14 protein-coding genes are annotated in these 17233 nt (G+C 53.0%); 7 read left to right on the forward strand and 7 right to left on the reverse strand.

The genetic code is table 11. The features are described 5' to 3' along the window. Positions 1 to 33: 33 nt before the first annotated feature. From ppiD to bolA, 7 genes are all read right to left on the reverse strand, one after another. The gene (gene ppiD / locus V4835_RS18580) at positions 34 to 1905 is read right to left on the reverse strand and encodes a peptidylprolyl isomerase (RefSeq protein ID WP_331413187.1); all 1872 of its coding nucleotides are present in this window, start codon (positions 1903 to 1905) and stop codon (positions 34 to 36) included. Positions 1906 to 2117: 212 nt separating this feature from the next. Then, positions 2118 to 2390: a nucleoid-associated protein HU-beta gene (gene hupB / locus V4835_RS18585; protein WP_002444653.1), complete on the reverse strand. Its 273-nt coding sequence runs from the start codon at positions 2388 to 2390 to the stop codon at positions 2118 to 2120. Positions 2391 to 2600: 210 nt separating this feature from the next. Next, on the reverse strand, positions 2601 to 4955 hold the full coding sequence (gene lon / locus V4835_RS18590) for an endopeptidase La (RefSeq protein ID WP_063144769.1): 2355 nt from the start codon (positions 4953 to 4955) through the stop codon (positions 2601 to 2603). 182 nt (positions 4956 to 5137) lie between these two features. After that, the gene (gene clpX, locus V4835_RS18595) at positions 5138 to 6412 is read right to left on the reverse strand and encodes an ATP-dependent protease ATP-binding subunit ClpX (RefSeq protein ID WP_023334705.1); all 1275 of its coding nucleotides are present in this window, start codon (positions 6410 to 6412) and stop codon (positions 5138 to 5140) included. Positions 6413 to 6538: 126 nt separating this feature from the next. Next, positions 6539 to 7162, reverse strand: a complete 624-nt coding sequence (gene clpP / locus V4835_RS18600) for an ATP-dependent Clp endopeptidase proteolytic subunit ClpP (protein ID WP_010428105.1) — start codon at positions 7160 to 7162, stop codon at positions 6539 to 6541. A gap of 260 nt (positions 7163 to 7422) precedes the next feature. Continuing rightward, positions 7423 to 8721, reverse strand: coding sequence for a trigger factor (gene tig, locus V4835_RS18605; protein ID WP_063144770.1), 1299 nt, complete (start codon positions 8719 to 8721; stop codon positions 7423 to 7425). A 330-nt stretch (positions 8722 to 9051) separates the two neighbouring features. Then, on the reverse strand, positions 9052 to 9369 hold the full coding sequence (bolA, locus tag V4835_RS18610; protein WP_021241655.1) for a transcriptional regulator BolA: 318 nt from the start codon (positions 9367 to 9369) through the stop codon (positions 9052 to 9054). A gap of 305 nt (positions 9370 to 9674) precedes the next feature. On the opposite strand from bolA, the gene V4835_RS18615 reads away from it, so the two are divergent. The 7 genes from V4835_RS18615 (at position 9675) to cyoE (ending at position 17038) form a co-directional block, all read left to right on the forward strand. Further along, positions 9675 to 10253, forward strand: coding sequence for a lipoprotein (locus V4835_RS18615; RefSeq protein WP_063144771.1), 579 nt, complete (start codon positions 9675 to 9677; stop codon positions 10251 to 10253). Between the two features lie 46 nt (positions 10254 to 10299). Beyond that, positions 10300 to 11775 carry a muropeptide MFS transporter AmpG gene (gene ampG / locus V4835_RS18620; protein WP_331413190.1) on the forward strand — a complete coding sequence of 492 codons (1476 nt, stop codon included), beginning with the start codon at positions 10300 to 10302 and terminating at the stop codon, positions 11773 to 11775. Positions 11776 to 12253: 478 nt separating this feature from the next. After that, positions 12254 to 13201: a cytochrome o ubiquinol oxidase subunit II gene (cyoA, locus tag V4835_RS18625; protein ID WP_063144773.1), complete on the forward strand. Its 948-nt coding sequence runs from the start codon at positions 12254 to 12256 to the stop codon at positions 13199 to 13201. A 16-nt stretch (positions 13202 to 13217) separates the two neighbouring features. After that, positions 13218 to 15209, forward strand: a complete 1992-nt coding sequence (cyoB, locus tag V4835_RS18630) for a cytochrome o ubiquinol oxidase subunit I (protein WP_063144774.1) — start codon at positions 13218 to 13220, stop codon at positions 15207 to 15209. Beyond that, positions 15199 to 15813 carry a cytochrome o ubiquinol oxidase subunit III gene (locus V4835_RS18635; protein WP_023334703.1) on the forward strand — a complete coding sequence of 205 codons (615 nt, stop codon included), beginning with the start codon at positions 15199 to 15201 and terminating at the stop codon, positions 15811 to 15813. Before cyoB ends, V4835_RS18635 begins: the two co-directional genes overlap by 11 nt. Continuing rightward, the gene (locus tag V4835_RS18640; protein WP_006176899.1) at positions 15813 to 16139 is read left to right on the forward strand and encodes a cytochrome o ubiquinol oxidase subunit IV; all 327 of its coding nucleotides are present in this window, start codon (positions 15813 to 15815) and stop codon (positions 16137 to 16139) included. Before V4835_RS18635 ends, V4835_RS18640 begins: the two co-directional genes overlap by 1 nt. Before the next feature lie 11 nt (positions 16140 to 16150). Beyond that, a complete protein-coding gene (gene cyoE / locus V4835_RS18645) occupies positions 16151 to 17038 on the forward strand; it encodes a heme o synthase (RefSeq protein WP_013095848.1) in 888 nt (295 codons plus the stop codon). Positions 17039 to 17233: the final 195 nt, after the last annotated feature.

Genomic DNA, 17233 nt, shown 5'->3' on the forward strand with positions numbered 1-17233 from the left:
GAGCGTTACGAAAATATGCGAGCAGACACGTAATTACTGCTGCTGAGTCATCACATCACCCAGCTTGATTTTGGCTTCTTTACGCAGGTTGCTCATCATGGCTTCGAAGGCAATCTGAGCATTGTTCTGGGTAATCCCCTGAACCATCGCTTTCTTCTGCGCTTCCGGCAGGGTGCCGGCTTTCACTTCATCCAGCGCCAGCAGAACGACGTTACCCTGCGTATCGGTGGTGGTACCGAAGCTTGGCTTGTCCTTCGCAGGCAGAGTCAGACCAAACGCGGCCTGGCTGATTGGATCCTGGCCGGTACGGCTCAGCGTTTTCGCTTCACCGAAGCTCAGGCCAGCCGCTTTCAGCGCGTCTTCTTTACCCGCTTTCAGGTCAGACAGAATCTTCTCAGCATCCAGTTTCGCCTGCTGTTCCGCTTTGTTGTGCTTAACCTGCGCGACAACCTGATCCTTCACTTCCGCCAGCGGTTTGACCGCTTCTGGCTTGTGCTCGCTGACGCGCAACACAAACGCACGATCGCCGTCGACGGTAATGATGTCAGAGTTACTGCCCGGCGTGCCGTTCTCGCCCACCAGACCACCGTTGAAGATGGCATCAGAAACCGGCTTGAAGTTCAGCTCTTCCGGCAGGTTGTCACGACCAAACCAGCCCGTCTCAACCGCCTTCACACCCGCCGCCTGCTCTGCACCTGCCAGAGATTCGTTATCGTTGCTGGCAGCATCGCTCACCTTCTGCTGCAGCGCGTAGTAGGCATCCAGCGCTTTTTCCTGTTTCACTTTCGCCGCGATATCTTCGCGAACGTCAGCCAGCGGCTTGGTTTTCGCCGCGGTGATGTCGTCCAGACGCACGACCAGGAAACCAACGGAAGACTTAATGACGCCTGAAAGCTGGCCTTTCTCTTTCAGACCGGCATTTTTCAGCTCGTCCGGCGTGGTCGCGTCTTCCAGCCAGCCCATATCACCGCCGTTTTTCGCAGAGATAATATCGGTGGATTTGGCTTTCGCAACGGTCGCGAAATCAGCGCCTTTGTTCAGCTCATCCAGTACCGCTTTGGCATCAGCCTCGGTCTTCGTCTGAATTACGCTGTAGCGGTTACGCTGCGGCTGAGTGAACTGATCCTGATGCTGATCGTAGTAAGACTGGATTTCCGCATCAGACGCGTTTTCCTGCAGCGCGGCCGCATCCAGCTTGATGTAGCTCACACGGTACTGCTCTGGAGAAACAAAGGAATTCTTGTTCTGCTCGTACCAGGCGTTAACGTCAGCGTCGCTCACCTGCTGTTTCGCCGCCAGGGCGTTCACATCAATGGTCGCTTCGCGTACAACGCGCTGCTGTGCCACCAGCGCGGCCAGTTCGTCCGTTTCACCTTTGAGCATGAAATCGGTGCCCACAACGGCATTGATGAGCTGCTGGGTGGTCAGCTGGTTACGCAGTGCCTGAGCGTACTGATCGGCCGTCATCCCCATCTGGTTGACGATACTGTTGTAACGCGCGTTGTCGAATTTACCGTTAGACTGGAAGGCCTGAGTGGAGAAGATGGCTTTTTTCACCTGCTCATCACTGATGCCAAGGCCCAGTTTTTTGGCGTACTGATCCAGCAGCGCTTCGTCGATAAGACGGTTCAGTGTCTGTTGGCGCAGGGTCTTCATGTACCCTTCGTTCGCCGCCAGTTCAGAGAATTGGTCGCCCAGCTGTTGCTGCATACGGTTACGTTCACCGGCAAAAGCATTCTCGAACTGACCACGGCTGATTTCCTGGCCATTCACTTTTGCGGCATAGTTTGCGCCACCGCCAATAAGGTAACTGCTCACGCCGGTCAATATGAACGACACGATAATGATACCGAAAATAATCTTGAGCACGAGACTGTTAGCAGCCGTGCGTAAGCTGTCCATCATGGTGTAACAACACTCCGCTGTAGGTGACTGGTTACCTGACGCTGACGGAAAATCCTGCCCGTCGCGCGTGAAGCCGTATTGTGACAAGAAAACGGGGCGATTGTCAGCCCACAACTCGCATAAACTCGCACAAATCAGGTCTGGACAAACAAAAAAGGCACATCAAATGATGCGCCCTTGTACTTTCCGGCTTCCCTGAAACGGGAAAGCAATCAGTTTACTGCGTCTTTCAGCGCTTTACCTGCACGGAAACCCGGCACTTTAGCAGCAGCAATGGTGATCTCTTTACCGGTCTGAGGGTTGCGGCCAGTACGGGCAGCACGCTCTTTAACAGCAAAAGTACCGAAGCCTACCAGTGCAACGTCGTCCCCAGCCTGCAGAGATTCAGTAACAGAAGCAATTAATGCATCTAACGCACGTCCAGCTGCAGCTTTAGAAATATCAGCACCAGCAGCAATTTTGTCAATCAGTTGAGATTTATTCACTGTTCTCTTCCTCTCTTTATAATTTATATCGCGCCTGAATCCTTCACAACGCGACCGCGCAGCAGTTATATCAGGCCTGCCATGACCTTACAACACCCGTTGTTGATGGCTGACCTAATCAGCAATCTAAATTAGCTATACAAAAAAAGGCTGGCAAGTGCGAAATGACTTACCAGCCTTGTTTTTATTGACGCTCTTTGCGCGAGGTCACTATTTTGCGGTTACAACCTGCATTCCGGAGGGTTCATTCTGCAATGCGAGACTGAGAACTTCCTCAATTCGCTTCACAGGATGGATCTGCAGATCGGCAATCACGTTGTCCGGAATCTCTTCCAGATCGCGTTTATTTTCGTAAGGGATCAATACGGTTTTGATCCCACCGCGGTGTGCCGCCAGCAGTTTTTCTTTTAAACCACCGATCGGCAGAACCTGACCACGCAGCGTGATTTCACCGGTCATTGCCACATCGGCACGCACCGGGTTCCCTGTCAGGCAGGAAACCAGAGCGGTACACATGGCAATACCCGCGCTTGGGCCATCTTTCGGCGTCGCCCCTTCCGGAACGTGCACGTGGATGTCGCGTTTTTCGTAGAAGTCAGTGTTGATACCCAGTTTCTCCGCGCGCGCGCGCACCACGGTCAGCGCCGCCTGGATGGATTCCTGCATCACTTCACCCAGCGAGCCGGTGTAGGTCAGCTTGCCTTTGCCCGGCACACAGGCGGTTTCGATGGTCAGCAGATCGCCGCCCACTTCCGTCCATGCCAGGCCGGTCACCTGACCAACGCGGTTTTCATTGTCCGCACGACCGTAGTCAAAGCGCTGAACGCCCAGGTACGCATGCAGATTGTCGCCGTTAATCACAATGTGTTTCAGGCTCTTATCCAGCAGCAGCTGTTTCACCGCTTTACGACACAGTTTGGAGATTTCACGCTCAAGGCTACGCACGCCCGCTTCACGGGTGTAGTAGCGAATGATGCCGATAATCGCGCTGTCCTCGACGGTCAGCTCGTTGGCTTTCAGCGCGTTACGCTCAATCTGTTTCGGCAGAAGGTGCTGCTTAGCGATGTTCAGCTTCTCGTCTTCGGTATAACCGGAGAGACGGATCACTTCCATACGGTCCAGCAGCGGAGCCGGAATGTTCATGGAGTTGGAGGTCGCCACGAACATCACGTCGCTCAGGTCGTAGTCCACTTCCAGATAGTGATCGCTGAACGCCACGTTCTGTTCTGGATCAAGCACTTCCAGCAGTGCAGACGCAGGGTCGCCACGCATGTCCGACGACATCTTGTCGATCTCATCGAGCAGGAACAGCGGGTTTTTAACCCCCACTTTCGCCATCTTCTGGATCAGTTTACCCGGCATAGAACCGATGTAGGTACGGCGGTGACCGCGGATTTCCGCTTCATCGCGTACGCCACCCAGGGCCATACGGATATACTTACGTCCGGTCGCTTTGGCGATGGACTGACCCAGAGAGGTTTTACCCACCCCCGGCGGTCCTACCAGGCACAGAATTGGGCCTTTGATTTTGTTTACACGGCTTTGTACCGCGAGGTACTCAAGAATGCGGTCTTTCACGCGTTCCAGGCCGTAGTGGTCGGTATCCAGGATTTCCTGGGCCTGACGCAGGTCTTTTTTGACCTTGCTGCGGGCGTTCCACGGAACCTGCACCATCCACTCAATGTAGCCGCGTACAACGGTCGCTTCAGCCGACATTGGAGACATCATTTTCAGCTTCTGCAGTTCTGCTTCGGCTTTCTCTTTCGCCTCTTTCGGCATCTTCGCCGCGTCGATCTTACGCTTCAGCGCTTCGTTTTCGTCCGGCGCATCGTCCATCTCGCCCAGTTCTTTCTGAATGGCCTTCATTTGCTCATTCAGATAGTACTCACGCTGAGATTTCTCCATCTGCTTTTTCACGCGGTTGCGAATACGCTTCTCAACCTGCAGCAGATCGATTTCAGACTCCATCATCGCCATCAGGTATTCCAGACGTTCGTTAACGTCGGACATTTCCAGCACGGACTGTTTGTCAGCCAGCTTCAGCGGCATATGTGCAGCGATGGTGTCCGCCAGACGCGCAGGATCGTCGATGCTGTTCAGCGACGTCAGCACTTCTGGTGGGATTTTCTTGTTCAGCTTGATATAGCCTTCAAACTGGCTAATCGCGGTGCGCACCAGCACTTCCTGCTCGCGCTCGTCAAGCTCAGGCGAATCAAGGTACTCTGCCTTCGCAGAGAAGTGCTCGCCATCGTCTGACAGAGTGGTAATACGCGCACGCTGCAGGCCTTCTACCAGCACCTTCACGGTGCCGTCAGGCAGCTTCAGCATCTGCAAAATAGAGGCCACGGTCCCGACGGTGAAAAGATCGTTTACACCCGGCTCATCCGTTGATGCTTCTTTCTGCGCCACCAGCATGATTTTTTTATCATGATCCATGGCGGCTTCGAGGCAACGGATAGATTTTTCCCGCCCTACAAATAAGGGTATGACCATGTGCGGATAAACCACCACATCGCGCAACGGCAATACGGGGATTTCAATGCGTTCAGAACGCTCAGGATTCATAGAGCTCTCTCTTAGTTAGTGTCCGCCAGGTAAGCTGGTCATGTCGCTGTGCTTCACATAACCATTAACATGTATCCAGTATATGGGGATGTTTGCCACACATTCAACGCTATGAATACGGAAAAAGTAAAGGGGAGATAAAATCCCCCCTTTTTGATTAACTGCTTGTATGGTTTGGTGAATTATTCGCCAGATGCCTGCTGTGCTTCCGGTTTGCCGTAAATCAGCAGCGGCTTGGTTTGGCCGCTAATGACGGACTCGTCAATCACCACTTTCTCAACGTCTTCCATCGACGGCAGATCGTACATGGTGTCGAGCAGTGCCGCTTCAACAATGGAACGCAGACCACGGGCACCGGTTTTACGAATCATCGCTTTCTTGGCAATGGCATCCAGCGCTTCGTCGCGGAATTCCAGATCAACACCTTCCAGATTGAACAGCGCCTGATACTGCTTGGTCAGCGCATTTTTCGGCTCTTTCAGGATCTGGATCAGCGCGTCTTCGCTCAGTTCATTCAGCGTTGCCACAACCGGCAGACGGCCGATGAATTCAGGGATCAGACCGAATTTGATCAGATCTTCCGGTTCAACCTGAGACAGCAGTTCGCCTTCGTTCGGTTTTTCGGACGTTGCTTTCACCGTTGCGCCAAAACCAATGCCGGAGCCGGTTTCAACACGATGGGAGATAACTTTATCCAGACCAGCAAACGCACCGCCACAGATGAACAGGATCTTGGAGGTATCAACCTGCAGGAACTCCTGCTGCGGATGCTTACGACCACCCTGTGGCGGAACGGCGGCAACCGTACCTTCGATCAGCTTCAGCAGTGCCTGCTGTACGCCTTCACCGGATACGTCACGGGTAATGGACGGGTTGTCTGATTTACGGGAGATCTTGTCGATCTCATCGATGTAAACAATCCCGCGCTGGGCTTTCTGTACGTCGTAATCGCACTTCTGCAGCAGTTTCTGGATGATGTTTTCGACGTCCTCACCCACATAACCGGCCTCGGTCAGGGTGGTGGCATCCGCCATCGTGAACGGAACATCAAGCAGGCGCGCCAGGGTTTCAGCCAGCAGCGTTTTACCGGAACCGGTTGGGCCGATCAGCAGAATGTTACTTTTACCCAGTTCTACGCCATTGCTGGTGTCGCCGTTACGCAGACGTTTGTAGTGGTTATAAACCGCTACCGCCAGCACTTTCTTGGCCTGCTCCTGTCCGATGACGTAGTCGTCAAGGTGATGACGAATTTCATGCGGCGTTGGCAGCGCGCTGCGCTCACGGTGCGGTGCGACTTCTTTAATCTCTTCGCGGATGATGTCGTTACATAAATCGACACATTCGTCGCAGATATACACGGACGGCCCGGCAATCAGTTTACGCACTTCATGCTGGCTTTTGCCGCAAAAAGAGCAGTACAGCAGTTTGCCCGAACCATCTTTGCGTTTATCTGTCATGAGTCCAAACCTCTTTTTAAGTTCTTTGTGCCGCACATGACGACGCAAATGCCATTCTAAGACGCAAGCTGCAATCAGCAGCGTGCCGCCCTACCTTAGTATAGCGGCACCCTCGCGTCGCGGGCATCAATTACGATGGGTCAACACGGAGTCGACTAAGCCGTACTCAACTGCCTCTGGAGCAGAGAGGAAGCGATCGCGCTCGGTATCGCGCTCGATCTGCTCGAGTGGTTGACCCGTATGCTGCGCCATAAGTTCATTCATGCGCGCTTTTACTTTCAGAATTTCGCGGGCGTGGATTTCGATATCCGTCGCCTGCCCCTGGTAACCGCCCAGCGGCTGGTGAATCATCACGCGGGAATTTGGCAAGCAGAAACGCTTACCTTTCGCGCCTGCTGTTAACAGGAACGCGCCCATTGATGCAGCCTGACCCATACAGATAGTGCTTACATCAGGCTTGATGAATTGCATGGTGTCATAAATGGACATTCCTGCTGTAATCACGCCACCCGGGGAGTTAATGTACAGGTAAATGTCTTTTTCCGGGTTTTCCGCTTCCAGAAACAGCATCTGCGCCACGATCAGGTTAGCCATGTGGTCTTCCACCTGGCCGGTCAGAAAGATAACGCGTTCCTTGAGCAGACGGGAATAGATATCAAAAGAACGCTCACCACGTGAGGTCTGTTCAATAACCATTGGCACCAGAGCCATATGGGGTGCAAAGTTATCTCGTTCGCCACTGTATGACATTTCCGTCTCCTGGATCAAAATTGAAAACACCTGCTGTACTGATTGTAACCTTACGGACGGATTATCAGCCAGTCTCATTCATCATGATTACGTACTTATGGGGTTCACAGTGCCCTATTTCAAGCATAACAACCTTTTGTTGTTACGCTAACACCGAAAGGGCGTTTTAGCACTCTTCCTGGGCTATCGCTGCGATAAAAAAAACCCGCTGCCGCAAGGCAACGGGTTTTCTGTTCAAACTTTAAACCTTTGGGGCGAAATTACGCCTGCTGGTTCATCAGTTCGTTGAAAGAGGTCGCTTTTTCGGTCACTTTCGCTTTCGCCAGTACCGCTTCAACAGCCTGCTCTTCCAGGGCAACGTTGCGCATGTTGTCCATCAGCTCTTTGTTCTTACCGTAGAACTCAACAACTTCTGATGGATCTTCGTATGCAGAAGCCATCTCTTCGATCAGGCCTTTCACACGCTCTTCGTCAGCTTTCAGCTCGTGGGTACGAATCACTTCACCCAGCAGCAGGCCAACAACAACGCGGCGTTTCGCTTGCTCTTCGAACAGCTCGCGTGGCAGTTCCATCGCTTGCTGCTGGTTGCCACCGAAACGCTGTGCAGCCTGACGGCGCAGAACGTCGATTTCGCTGTCGATCAGGGCAGCAGGCACGTCGATTTCGTTGGCTTTCACCAGACCTTCGATCGCCTGAGATTTCACACGGTTACGCACCGCGCCGTTCAGTTCGCGTTCCATATTCTTACGCACTTCGGTACGCAGACCCGCTACGGAACCATCTTCCACGCCGAAACGCTTGATGAATTCTTCAGTCAGTTCTGGCAGTTCGCGCTCTTCAACTTTCTTCAGGTTGATAGCGAACTTCGCTGCTTTCCCTTTCAGGTTTTCAGCGTGGTACTCTTCCGGGAAGGTCACGTCGATGGTGAACTCTTCGCCAGCCTTGTGGCCTTTGATACCGTCTTCGAAGCCTGGGATCATACGACCCTGGCCCATTGCCAGTACGAAGTCAGACGCTTTGCCGCCTTCGAACTCTTCGCCGTCTACAGAACCGGTGAAGTCGATGGTGACACGGTCTTCAGCGTCAACAGCGCCTTCTTTCTCTTTCCAGTTCGCCTGCTGCTTACGCAGGGTATCCAGCATGCCGTCAACGTCTTCGTCAGTCACGGAAACAACTGGTTTTTCAACTTCGATAGATTCCAGACCTTTCAGCTCAACTTCCGGGTACACTTCGAACTCTACGGAGTAGGTGAAGTCTTCGCCCAGTTTGTATTCGCCTGGAACGTAGTTCGGCGCGCCGGCTGGATTGATTTTTTCTTTGATGATCGCATCAATAAAGTTACGGCTCATCAGTTCACCCAGCACATCCTGACGCACGGAAGCGCCATAACGCTGAGCAACAACATTCATTGGTACTTTGCCCTTGCGGAAGCCGTCAATACGTACTTTTTTTGCTACGTTGACCAGCTCGCTTTTCACAGCAGTTTCGATGCTGTCAGCAGCGATAGTAATCGTTACACGGCGGCCAAGGCCTTGAGTGGTTTCAACTGAAACTTGCATCTTGTTACCTCAAAAAAATCACAGTGCTCGGTCAACTCTGAATCTGTCTGTTATACCGGGATGCTCTCTTAGTGCAGATTCACATTCCCTGTCGCCAGAATCATCCCGAAGACATTCAATAAGACGCGGCATTATAGCGGCATCACTTAGGTGAGTCGAGAACGGTTGGGGCATGTTGCTGCGGCTTTTTTCACACTTTAAAGCTATTTTTAGCCTTAAAATCGCACCATCCGCTCAAAACTCAGACAAAACAAAACGGCCCGGAGGCCGTTTTGAGGAAATCTGTAAGCAACATACTGGAAAAGCTCCAGCCGTTGCAAATCCGATTTATCAGGCGATAGTGCCTGCACCGCGACAGGGCGGCGATGCGAAAACCGTATCCTGCAGGCCTTCCCATTCCTTAATGGTGTAGGTATGCAGTGCCAGCGCATGCACGGTCGTGGAGAGTTCTTCCGTCAAGGTGCTGTAGATCAAGCGGTGTCGATTCAGGAAACGTTCTCCCGTGAAGCGATCGCTAACCAGAACCACTTTAAAGTGGCTTTCAGAACCTGCCGGCACGTTATGACGATAGCTTTCGTCGACGACTTCGAGGAACACAGGGTTGAACGCTGCCCTTAATTTATCTTCTATATGCTCACGTATCATCATGAAATTACTCCTCCGACAACGCCAGGATGTCACCCATCCCTTTAAATGTTAGCCGCTTTTACCGTTTCCATTACACCTTGACAACAAATATTTAGCTTTCGTCTGATTTTCTCATTCAAACGAATGAAGTTCACTGTGAGACTCATACGTTTTGTCATACACGGATTGGGAAAAACGGAGAACTGGTCAGTTTTCGGACAAGGCGATGAATTTACATGCGTTGACCACTTCCCCTCGCCGTTGGCGATGTTATGATGGCGACAATTTTTCTCTTTATATGCTTACGATTCGTTGAGAACCCGAAAATGTTAAAAAAACTCTTCTTTCCGTTGGTAGCCCTTTTTATGCTGGCAGGCTGCGCTACCCCGCCAACCACTATTGATGTCTCACCAAAAATCACCCTGCCTCAGCAGGACCCAAGCCTGATGGGCGTCACCGTGAGCATTAACGGTGCCGATCAGCGTCAGGACCAGGCGCTGGCAAAAGTGACCCGCGATAACCAGCAGGTTACCCTCACCGCGTCCCGCGACCTGCGCTTCCTGCTCCAGGAAGTGCTGGAGAAACAGATGACCGCTCGCGGCTACATGATTGGCCCAAGCGGCGCGGTTGATCTGCAGATCATCGTGAACAACCTGTACGCCGACGTGTCTCAGGGCAACGTGCGCTACAACATCGCGACCAAAGCGGATATCGCCATCATTGCCACCGCGAAGAATGGCAACAAGATGAACAAAAACTACCGCGCCAGCTATTCTGTTGAAGGTGCGTTCCAAGCCTCCAACCAGAACATTGCTAACGCCGTTAATAGCGTGCTGACCGACACCATCGCCGATATGGCGCAGGACACCAGCATTCACGACTTCATCAAGCAGAACGCGCGTTAATCCCGCTCGTTGACCCGGTGTATCACCGGGTCAACTTTATAAAAACATGTCCAGCCATTACTTACGCATTTTCCAGCAACCGAAATCAGCGATTCTGCTGATCCTCGGCTTCGCCTCGGGTTTACCCCTCGCACTCACTTCCGGCACGCTTCAGGCGTGGATGACGGTTGAGAACATCGATCTTAAAACGATTGGTTTCTTCTCGCTTGTGGGACAGGCCTATGTCTTTAAGTTCCTGTGGTCTCCGGTCATGGATCGCTATACGCCGCCTTTCCTCGGGCGTCGGCGCGGCTGGTTAGTGATGACGCAGATCCTGCTGCTGCTGGCCATTGCGGCGATGGGTTTTCTTGAACCCACCACGCAGCTTCGCTGGATGGCCGCGCTTGCGGTGGTGATTGCCTTCTGCTCCGCCTCTCAGGATATCGTGTTCGACGCCTGGAAGACGGACGTGTTACCCGCGGAAGAGCGCGGTGCCGGAGCGGCAATCAGCGTGCTGGGCTATCGCCTCGGGATGCTGGTTTCCGGCGGGCTGGCGCTGTGGCTCGCCGACCGTTACCTCGGCTGGCAGGGCATGTACTGGCTAATGGCCGCCCTGCTGATCCCCTGCATTATCGCGACGCTGTTCGCGCCCGAACCGAGTGACATTATCCCGGTTCCCCGCTCGCTGGAGCAGGCCGTCGCCGAACCGCTTCGTGACTTCTTTGGCCGCAACAACGCCTGGCTGATCCTGTTGCTTATCGTCCTTTATAAGCTGGGCGATGCCTTTGCCATGAGCCTGACCACCACCTTCCTGATCCGGGGTGTCGGTTTCGACGCCGGTGAAGTGGGTGTGGTGAATAAAACGCTGGGGCTGTTTGCGACCATCGTCGGCGCGCTTTATGGCGGCGTACTAATGCAGCGCCTGACGCTGTTTCGCGCGCTGCTGATTTTTGGCATCCTTCAGGGCGCCTCTAACGCAGGCTACTGGCTGCTGTCGATTACCGACAAACATACGATCAGCATGGCCGCGGCGGTGTTCTTCGAAAACCTCTGCGGCGGCATGGGCACAGCGGCGTTTGTCGCCCTGCTGATGACCCTGTGCAACAAGTCGTTTTCCGCCACCCAGTTCGCTTTGCTCTCGGCGCTCTCCGCCGTTGGCCGGGTGTACGTTGGCCCGATTGCCGGCTGGTTTGTGGAAGCCCACGGCTGGCCAACATTTTATCTCTTCTCGGTCGTGGCTGCCGTGCCGGGAATTTTATTGCTGCTGGTCTGCCGTCAGACGCTGGAATATACCCAGCGGACAGAACACTTTATGCCGCGCACCGAATATCACCGCGCCTACCGTTTTGCGTTACGTCTGTTAATGGTGGGCTGCGCTGCGCTCGCACTCTGGCTGGTGGTGCTCATTATTAATGCCAGCACGTCACTGGCACTCCCCTTCGAAGCCCTTCTGCTGGACGCTGGTGCCCTGCTGGCTATCGCCGGGATCCTGACCGGGGGTCTGCTCGATTTCATGGCATTGCGTAAAACGCAGATGACCTGAAGAAAAATGCGAAAGGTTATTTCCCGTTGTAATCACTAACCGAAATTATAACGGCGAAATAGCCACCAAGCGCTAAAAAAAATATTTGTTGTTTTGTGCGGGATAGGATTTGGAAATTATTGGCTCCCATTCCAAAACGCTATTTTTCATTAAACGATTCAGCAGGCGAGAGTTTGATTTTTCGTTTTTCAGATGTCTTTTTATTGATAATTAATTGTTAATTTTTTGTTTATTTTCAACAATGGTTATACCAATTGTCCCTTTTAGGGTATGCTTGGGGGTCCTTTCGTTATAAAGCCCACGCCATGCGGCTTCGCTCATAAAAACCGACATAATTTGCAACACTTGTGACACGTGCGGCAGAACCCGGTAACACCTTCCTGACACAGGCCTAATGATGTTTACAGTAATGTAACCTTCCCGTAAAATGCCCGCACACTTTAAACGCCACCAGACTCCGTGGAATTGAGGTCGTTAAATGAGACTCGGGAAATACAATAAAAGTTTGGGATGGTTGTCATTATTCGCGGGCACTGTATTACTCAGTGGCTGCGATTCTGCACTACTAGACCCCAAAGGACAGATTGGACTGGAACAACGTTCACTGATATTGACGGCTTTTGGCCTGATGTTGATTGTGGTTATTCCTGCCATTTTGATGGCTGTTGGTTTCGCCTGGAAGTATCGTGCGAGCAATAAAGATGCGAAGTATAGCCCTAACTGGTCACACTCCAATAAAGTGGAAGCTGTGGTCTGGACGGTACCTATTCTGATCATCCTGTTCCTTGCCGTACTGACCTGGAAAACCACTCACGCACTTGAGCCAAGCAAACCGCTGGTTCACGATGAGAAACCTATTACCATTGAAGTGGTCTCCATGGACTGGAAATGGTTCTTCATCTATCCAGAGCAGGGTATTGCTACCGTGAATGAAATCGCCTTCCCGGCGAACACTCCGGTTCAGTTCAAAGTGACCTCCAACTCCGTAATGAACTCCTTCTTCATCCCACGTCTGGGTAGCCAGATTTACGCGATGGCCGGTATGCAGACCAACCTGCACCTGATCGCGAATGAAGCAGGCACCTATGATGGTATCTCCGCCAGCTATAGCGGCCCGGGCTTCTCAGGTATGAAGTTCAAAGCTATTGCGACGCCGGACCGTGCCGCTTTCGACCAGTGGGTTGAAAAAGCGAAGCAGTCTCCAAACACCATGTCTGACATGGCGGCGTTCGATAAAGTGGCTGCACCTAGCGAATACAACAAGGTGGAGTACTTCTCTAACGTGAAACCCGATTTGTTCAAAGAGGTTGTTGGCAAATTTATGGATCACGGTAAGAGCATGGACATGACCCAGCCTGAAGGCGAGCACAGCGCGCATGAAGGTATGGAAGGCATGGACATGAGCCACGCGGAAACCGCTCACTAAGGGGCCGAGGAAGAAAATGTTCGGAAAATTGACACTGGATGCAGTGCCGTATCACGAACCGATTATCGTGATTACGGTGGCTGCAATTATCATTGGTGGCGCGGCCTTACTGGCCCTGATCACTTACTTCGGTAAGTGGAGCTACCTGTGGAACGAGTGGCTGACTTCGGTTGACCACAAAAAACTCGGTATCATGTACTGCATCGTCGGTATCGTCATGTTAATTCGTGGCTTTGCGGATGCAATCATGATGCGTAGCCAGCAGGCTCTCGCTTCTGCGGGTGAGGCCGGCTTCCTGCCGCCGCACCACTACGATCAGATCTTTACCGCCCACGGCGTTATCATGATCTTCTTCGTGGCGATGCCGCTGGTTATCGGTCTGATGAACGTTGTCGTTCCGCTGCAAATCGGCGCGCGCGACGTGGCGTTCCCGTTCCTGAACAACCTGAGCTTCTGGTTCACGGTTGTCGGCGTTATCCTGGTTAACCTGTCACTGGGTGTGGGCGAATTCGCGCAGACCGGCTGGCTGGCTTACCCGCCGCTGTCAGGAATTGAGTACAGTCCGGGCGTTGGCGTCGACTACTGGATTTGGGCGCTTCAGCTCTCCGGTGTCGGTACTACCCTGACCGGTATCAACTTCTTCGTGACCATTATCAAGATGCGTGCCCCTGGCATGACCATGTTCAAGATGCCGGTATTTACCTGGGCATCTCTGTGCGCCAACATCCTGATTATTGCCTCCTTCCCAATTCTGACCGTCACCGTCGCGCTGCTGACCCTGGACCGCTACCTGGGCACCCATTTCTTCACGAATGATATGGGTGGCAACATGATGATGTACATCAACCTGATTTGGGCCTGGGGTCACCCGGAAGTGTACATTCTGGTTCTGCCTGTATTCGGTGTGTTCTCCGAAATCGCGGCAACCTTCTCGCGTAAACGTCTGTTTGGTTACACCTCTCTGGTGTGGGCAACCGTGTGTATTACCGTTCTGTCGTTCATCGTTTGGCTGCACCACTTCTTCACCATGGGTGCGGGCGCGAACGTAAACGCCTTCTTCGGTATCACCACCATGATTATCGCCATCCCTACCGGGGTGAAGATCTTCAACTGGCTGTTCACCATGTATCAGGGCCGTATCGTGTTCCACTCAGCGATGCTGTGGACCATCGGCTTCATCGTGACCTTCTCCGTAGGTGGGATGACCGGCGTACTGCTGGCGGTACCAGGTGCTGACTTCGTTCTGCACAACAGCCTGTTCCTGATTGCGCACTTCCATAACGTTATCATCGGTGGCGTGGTCTTCGGCTGCTTCGCTGGCGTAACCTACTGGTGGCCAAAAGCGTTCGGCTTCACGCTGAACGAGAAATGGGGTAAACGCGCGTTCTGGTTCTGGATCATCGGCTTCTTCGTCGCATTTATGCCGCTGTACGTGCTGGGCTTCATGGGTATGACCCGTCGTCTGAGCCAGCAGATCGATCCGCAGTTCCACCCAATGCTGATGGTTGCAGCGGGCGGCGCCGTGCTGATTGCCTGTGGTATCGCGTCTCAGCTGATTCAGTTCTACGTGTCTATTCGCGACCGCGACCAGAACCGTGACCTGACCGGTGACCCATGGGGTGGCCGTACGCTGGAGTGGGCAACCTCTTCTCCACCTCCTTTCTATAACTTTGCCATCGTGCCGCAGGTTCATGAACGCGACGCATTCTGGGAAATGAAAGAGAAAGGTGAAGCGTACAAGCAACCTGCTCATTACGAAGAGATCCACATGCCGAAAAACAGCGGTGCGGGCATTGTGATTGCCGCCTTCGCAACGGTATTTGGTTTCGCAATGATCTGGCACATCTGGTGGATGGCGATTGTTGGCTTCGCCGGCATCGTAATCAGCTGGATTGTGAAGAGCTTTGACGAGGACGTGGACTACTACGTACCAGTCCGTGAAGTTGAGAAGCTGGAAAACCAGCATTTCGACGAGATTTCTAAAGCGGGGCTGAAAAATGGCAACTGATACTCTGGCGCACTCAACTGCCCACGCGCATGAACATGCGCACCACGATACAGGACCGACCAAAGTCTTCGGTTTCTGGATCTACCTGATGAGCGACTGCATTCTGTTCTGCTGTCTGTTCGCGACCTATGCCGTTCTGGTGAACGGCACGGCGGGCGGCCCGGCTGGCAAGGACATCTTTGAACTGCCGTTCGTTCTGGTTGAAACCGCACTGCTGTTATTCAGCTCCATCACCTACGGCATGGCGGCTATCGCCATGTACAAAAACAACAAGAGCCAGGTTGTTTCCTGGCTGGCGTTGACCTGGCTGTTTGGTGCTGGATTTATCGGGATGGAAATCTATGAATTCCATCACCTGATTCTGGAAGGTTTCGGTCCGGATCGCAGTGGCTTCCTGTCAGCGTTCTTCGCGCTGGTCGGCACTCACGGTCTGCACGTTACCTCTGGTCTGATCTGGATGGCGGTACTGATGTTCCAGGTATCCCGTCGCGGCCTGACCAGCACTAACCGTACCCGTATCATGTGCCTGAGCCTGTTCTGGCACTTCCTGGACGTGGTATGGATCTGTGTGTTCTCTGTTGTATATCTGATGGGGGCGATGTAATGAGTCATTCAAACGATCATGGCGCTTCCCACGGTAGCGTAAAAACCTACATGACAGGTTTCATCCTGTCGATCATCCTGACGGTGATCCCGTTCTGGATGGTGATGAGCGGTTCTGCGTCTAAGCCGGTTATTCTGGGTGCAATCCTGGTGACCGCGGTGATTCAGATTCTGGTGCATCTGGTTTGCTTCCTGCACATGAACACCAAGTCCGATGAAGGCTGGAATATGACCGCCTTTATCTTTACCGTGATTATCATCGCTATCCTGGTAGTCGGTTCCATCTGGATTATGTGGAACCTCAACTACAACATGATGGTTCACTAAGAGCGGCGAGTATGTTTAAGCAATACCTGCAAGTAACGAAACCAGGCATCATCTTTGGCAACCTGATCTCCGTGATCGGAGGGTTCCTGCTGGCCTCGAAGGGCAGCATTGATTACACCCTCTTTATCTACACGCTGGTCGGTGTGTCACTGGTTGTTGCGTCCGGTTGTGTATTTAACAACTACATCGACATGGATATCGACAAGAAGATGGAAAGGACCAAAAATCGGGTGCTGGTGAAAGGCCTGATCGCCCCTTCCGTCTCGCTGGTGTACGCCACCTTGCTGGGTATTGCTGGCTTTATGCTGCTGTGGTTTGGTGCTAACCCGCTGGCCTGCTGGCTGGGGGTGATGGGGTTCGTGGTGTATGTGGGCGTCTACAGCCTGTATATGAAACGCCACTCCGTCTACGGCACGCTGATTGGTTCTCTCTCCGGCGCTGCGCCGCCGGTGATTGGCTACTGCGCGGTCACGAACGAGTTCGACAGCGGTGCGCTGATCCTGCTGGCTATCTTTAGCCTGTGGCAGATGCCGCACTCCTATGCCATCGCGATTTTCCGCTTTAAGGATTATCAGGCAGCGAACATCCCGGTTCTGCCGGTCGTGAAGGGCATTTCGGTTGCCAAGAACCACATCACGCTGTACATCATCGCCTTTGCTGTAGCAACGCTGATGCTCTCTCTGGGTGGTTACGCCGGGTATAAATATCTGGCGGTAGCGGCCGCGGTGAGCGTCTGGTGGCTCGGTATGGCGCTGCGCGGTTACAAAGTGGAAGATGACAAAGTCTGGGCGCGCAAACTGTTTGTGTTCTCGATTGTTGCCATCACCTCGCTGTCCGTGATGATGTCCGTGGACTTCATGGTGCCAGATTCACACAACCTGCTGACTTACGTCTGGTAAGCGTGCTGAATTGAAAAAGCCAGGTTAATCACCTGGCTTTTTTTTTGCCCGGCGGCGCTACGCTTGCACGGGCCTACGGGATCGGTAGGTCGGGTAAGGCATCGCCGCCACCCGACGCGGTTTTGCACGATGGTAATATCTCTTAAACAAACACCTATTTACCGCAATTAACACCCCGCCTAAACTAGTGCCTGC

Origin of the sequence: Enterobacter cloacae complex sp. CARB60, assembly GCF_036487345.1 — a bacterium.
Classification (GTDB): Bacteria; Pseudomonadota; Gammaproteobacteria; order Enterobacterales; family Enterobacteriaceae; genus Enterobacter; species Enterobacter asburiae_D.

Coding starts and splice junctions, on each gene's coding strand:
- lon (WP_063144769.1), bottom strand. CDS start 4,955: ATGAATCCTGAGCGTTCTGAACGCATTGAAATCCCCGTATTGCCGTTG.
- ampG (WP_331413190.1), top strand. CDS start 10,300: ATGTCCAGCCATTACTTACGCATTTTCCAGCAACCGAAATCAGCGATT.
- cyoA (WP_063144773.1), top strand. CDS start 12,254: ATGAGACTCGGGAAATACAATAAAAGTTTGGGATGGTTGTCATTATTC.
- V4835_RS18635 (WP_023334703.1), top strand. CDS start 15,199: ATGGCAACTGATACTCTGGCGCACTCAACTGCCCACGCGCATGAACAT.
- ppiD (WP_331413187.1), bottom strand. CDS start 1,905: ATGATGGACAGCTTACGCACGGCTGCTAACAGTCTCGTGCTCAAGATT.
- cyoE (WP_013095848.1), top strand. CDS start 16,151: ATGTTTAAGCAATACCTGCAAGTAACGAAACCAGGCATCATCTTTGGC.
- V4835_RS18640 (WP_006176899.1), top strand. CDS start 15,813: ATGAGTCATTCAAACGATCATGGCGCTTCCCACGGTAGCGTAAAAACC.
- clpX (WP_023334705.1), bottom strand. CDS start 6,412: ATGACAGATAAACGCAAAGATGGTTCGGGCAAACTGCTGTACTGCTCT.
- tig (WP_063144770.1), bottom strand. CDS start 8,721: ATGCAAGTTTCAGTTGAAACCACTCAAGGCCTTGGCCGCCGTGTAACG.
- cyoB (WP_063144774.1), top strand. CDS start 13,218: ATGTTCGGAAAATTGACACTGGATGCAGTGCCGTATCACGAACCGATT.
- clpP (WP_010428105.1), bottom strand. CDS start 7,162: ATGTCATACAGTGGCGAACGAGATAACTTTGCACCCCATATGGCTCTG.
- bolA (WP_021241655.1), bottom strand. CDS start 9,369: ATGATGATACGTGAGCATATAGAAGATAAATTAAGGGCAGCGTTCAAC.
- V4835_RS18615 (WP_063144771.1), top strand. CDS start 9,675: ATGTTAAAAAAACTCTTCTTTCCGTTGGTAGCCCTTTTTATGCTGGCA.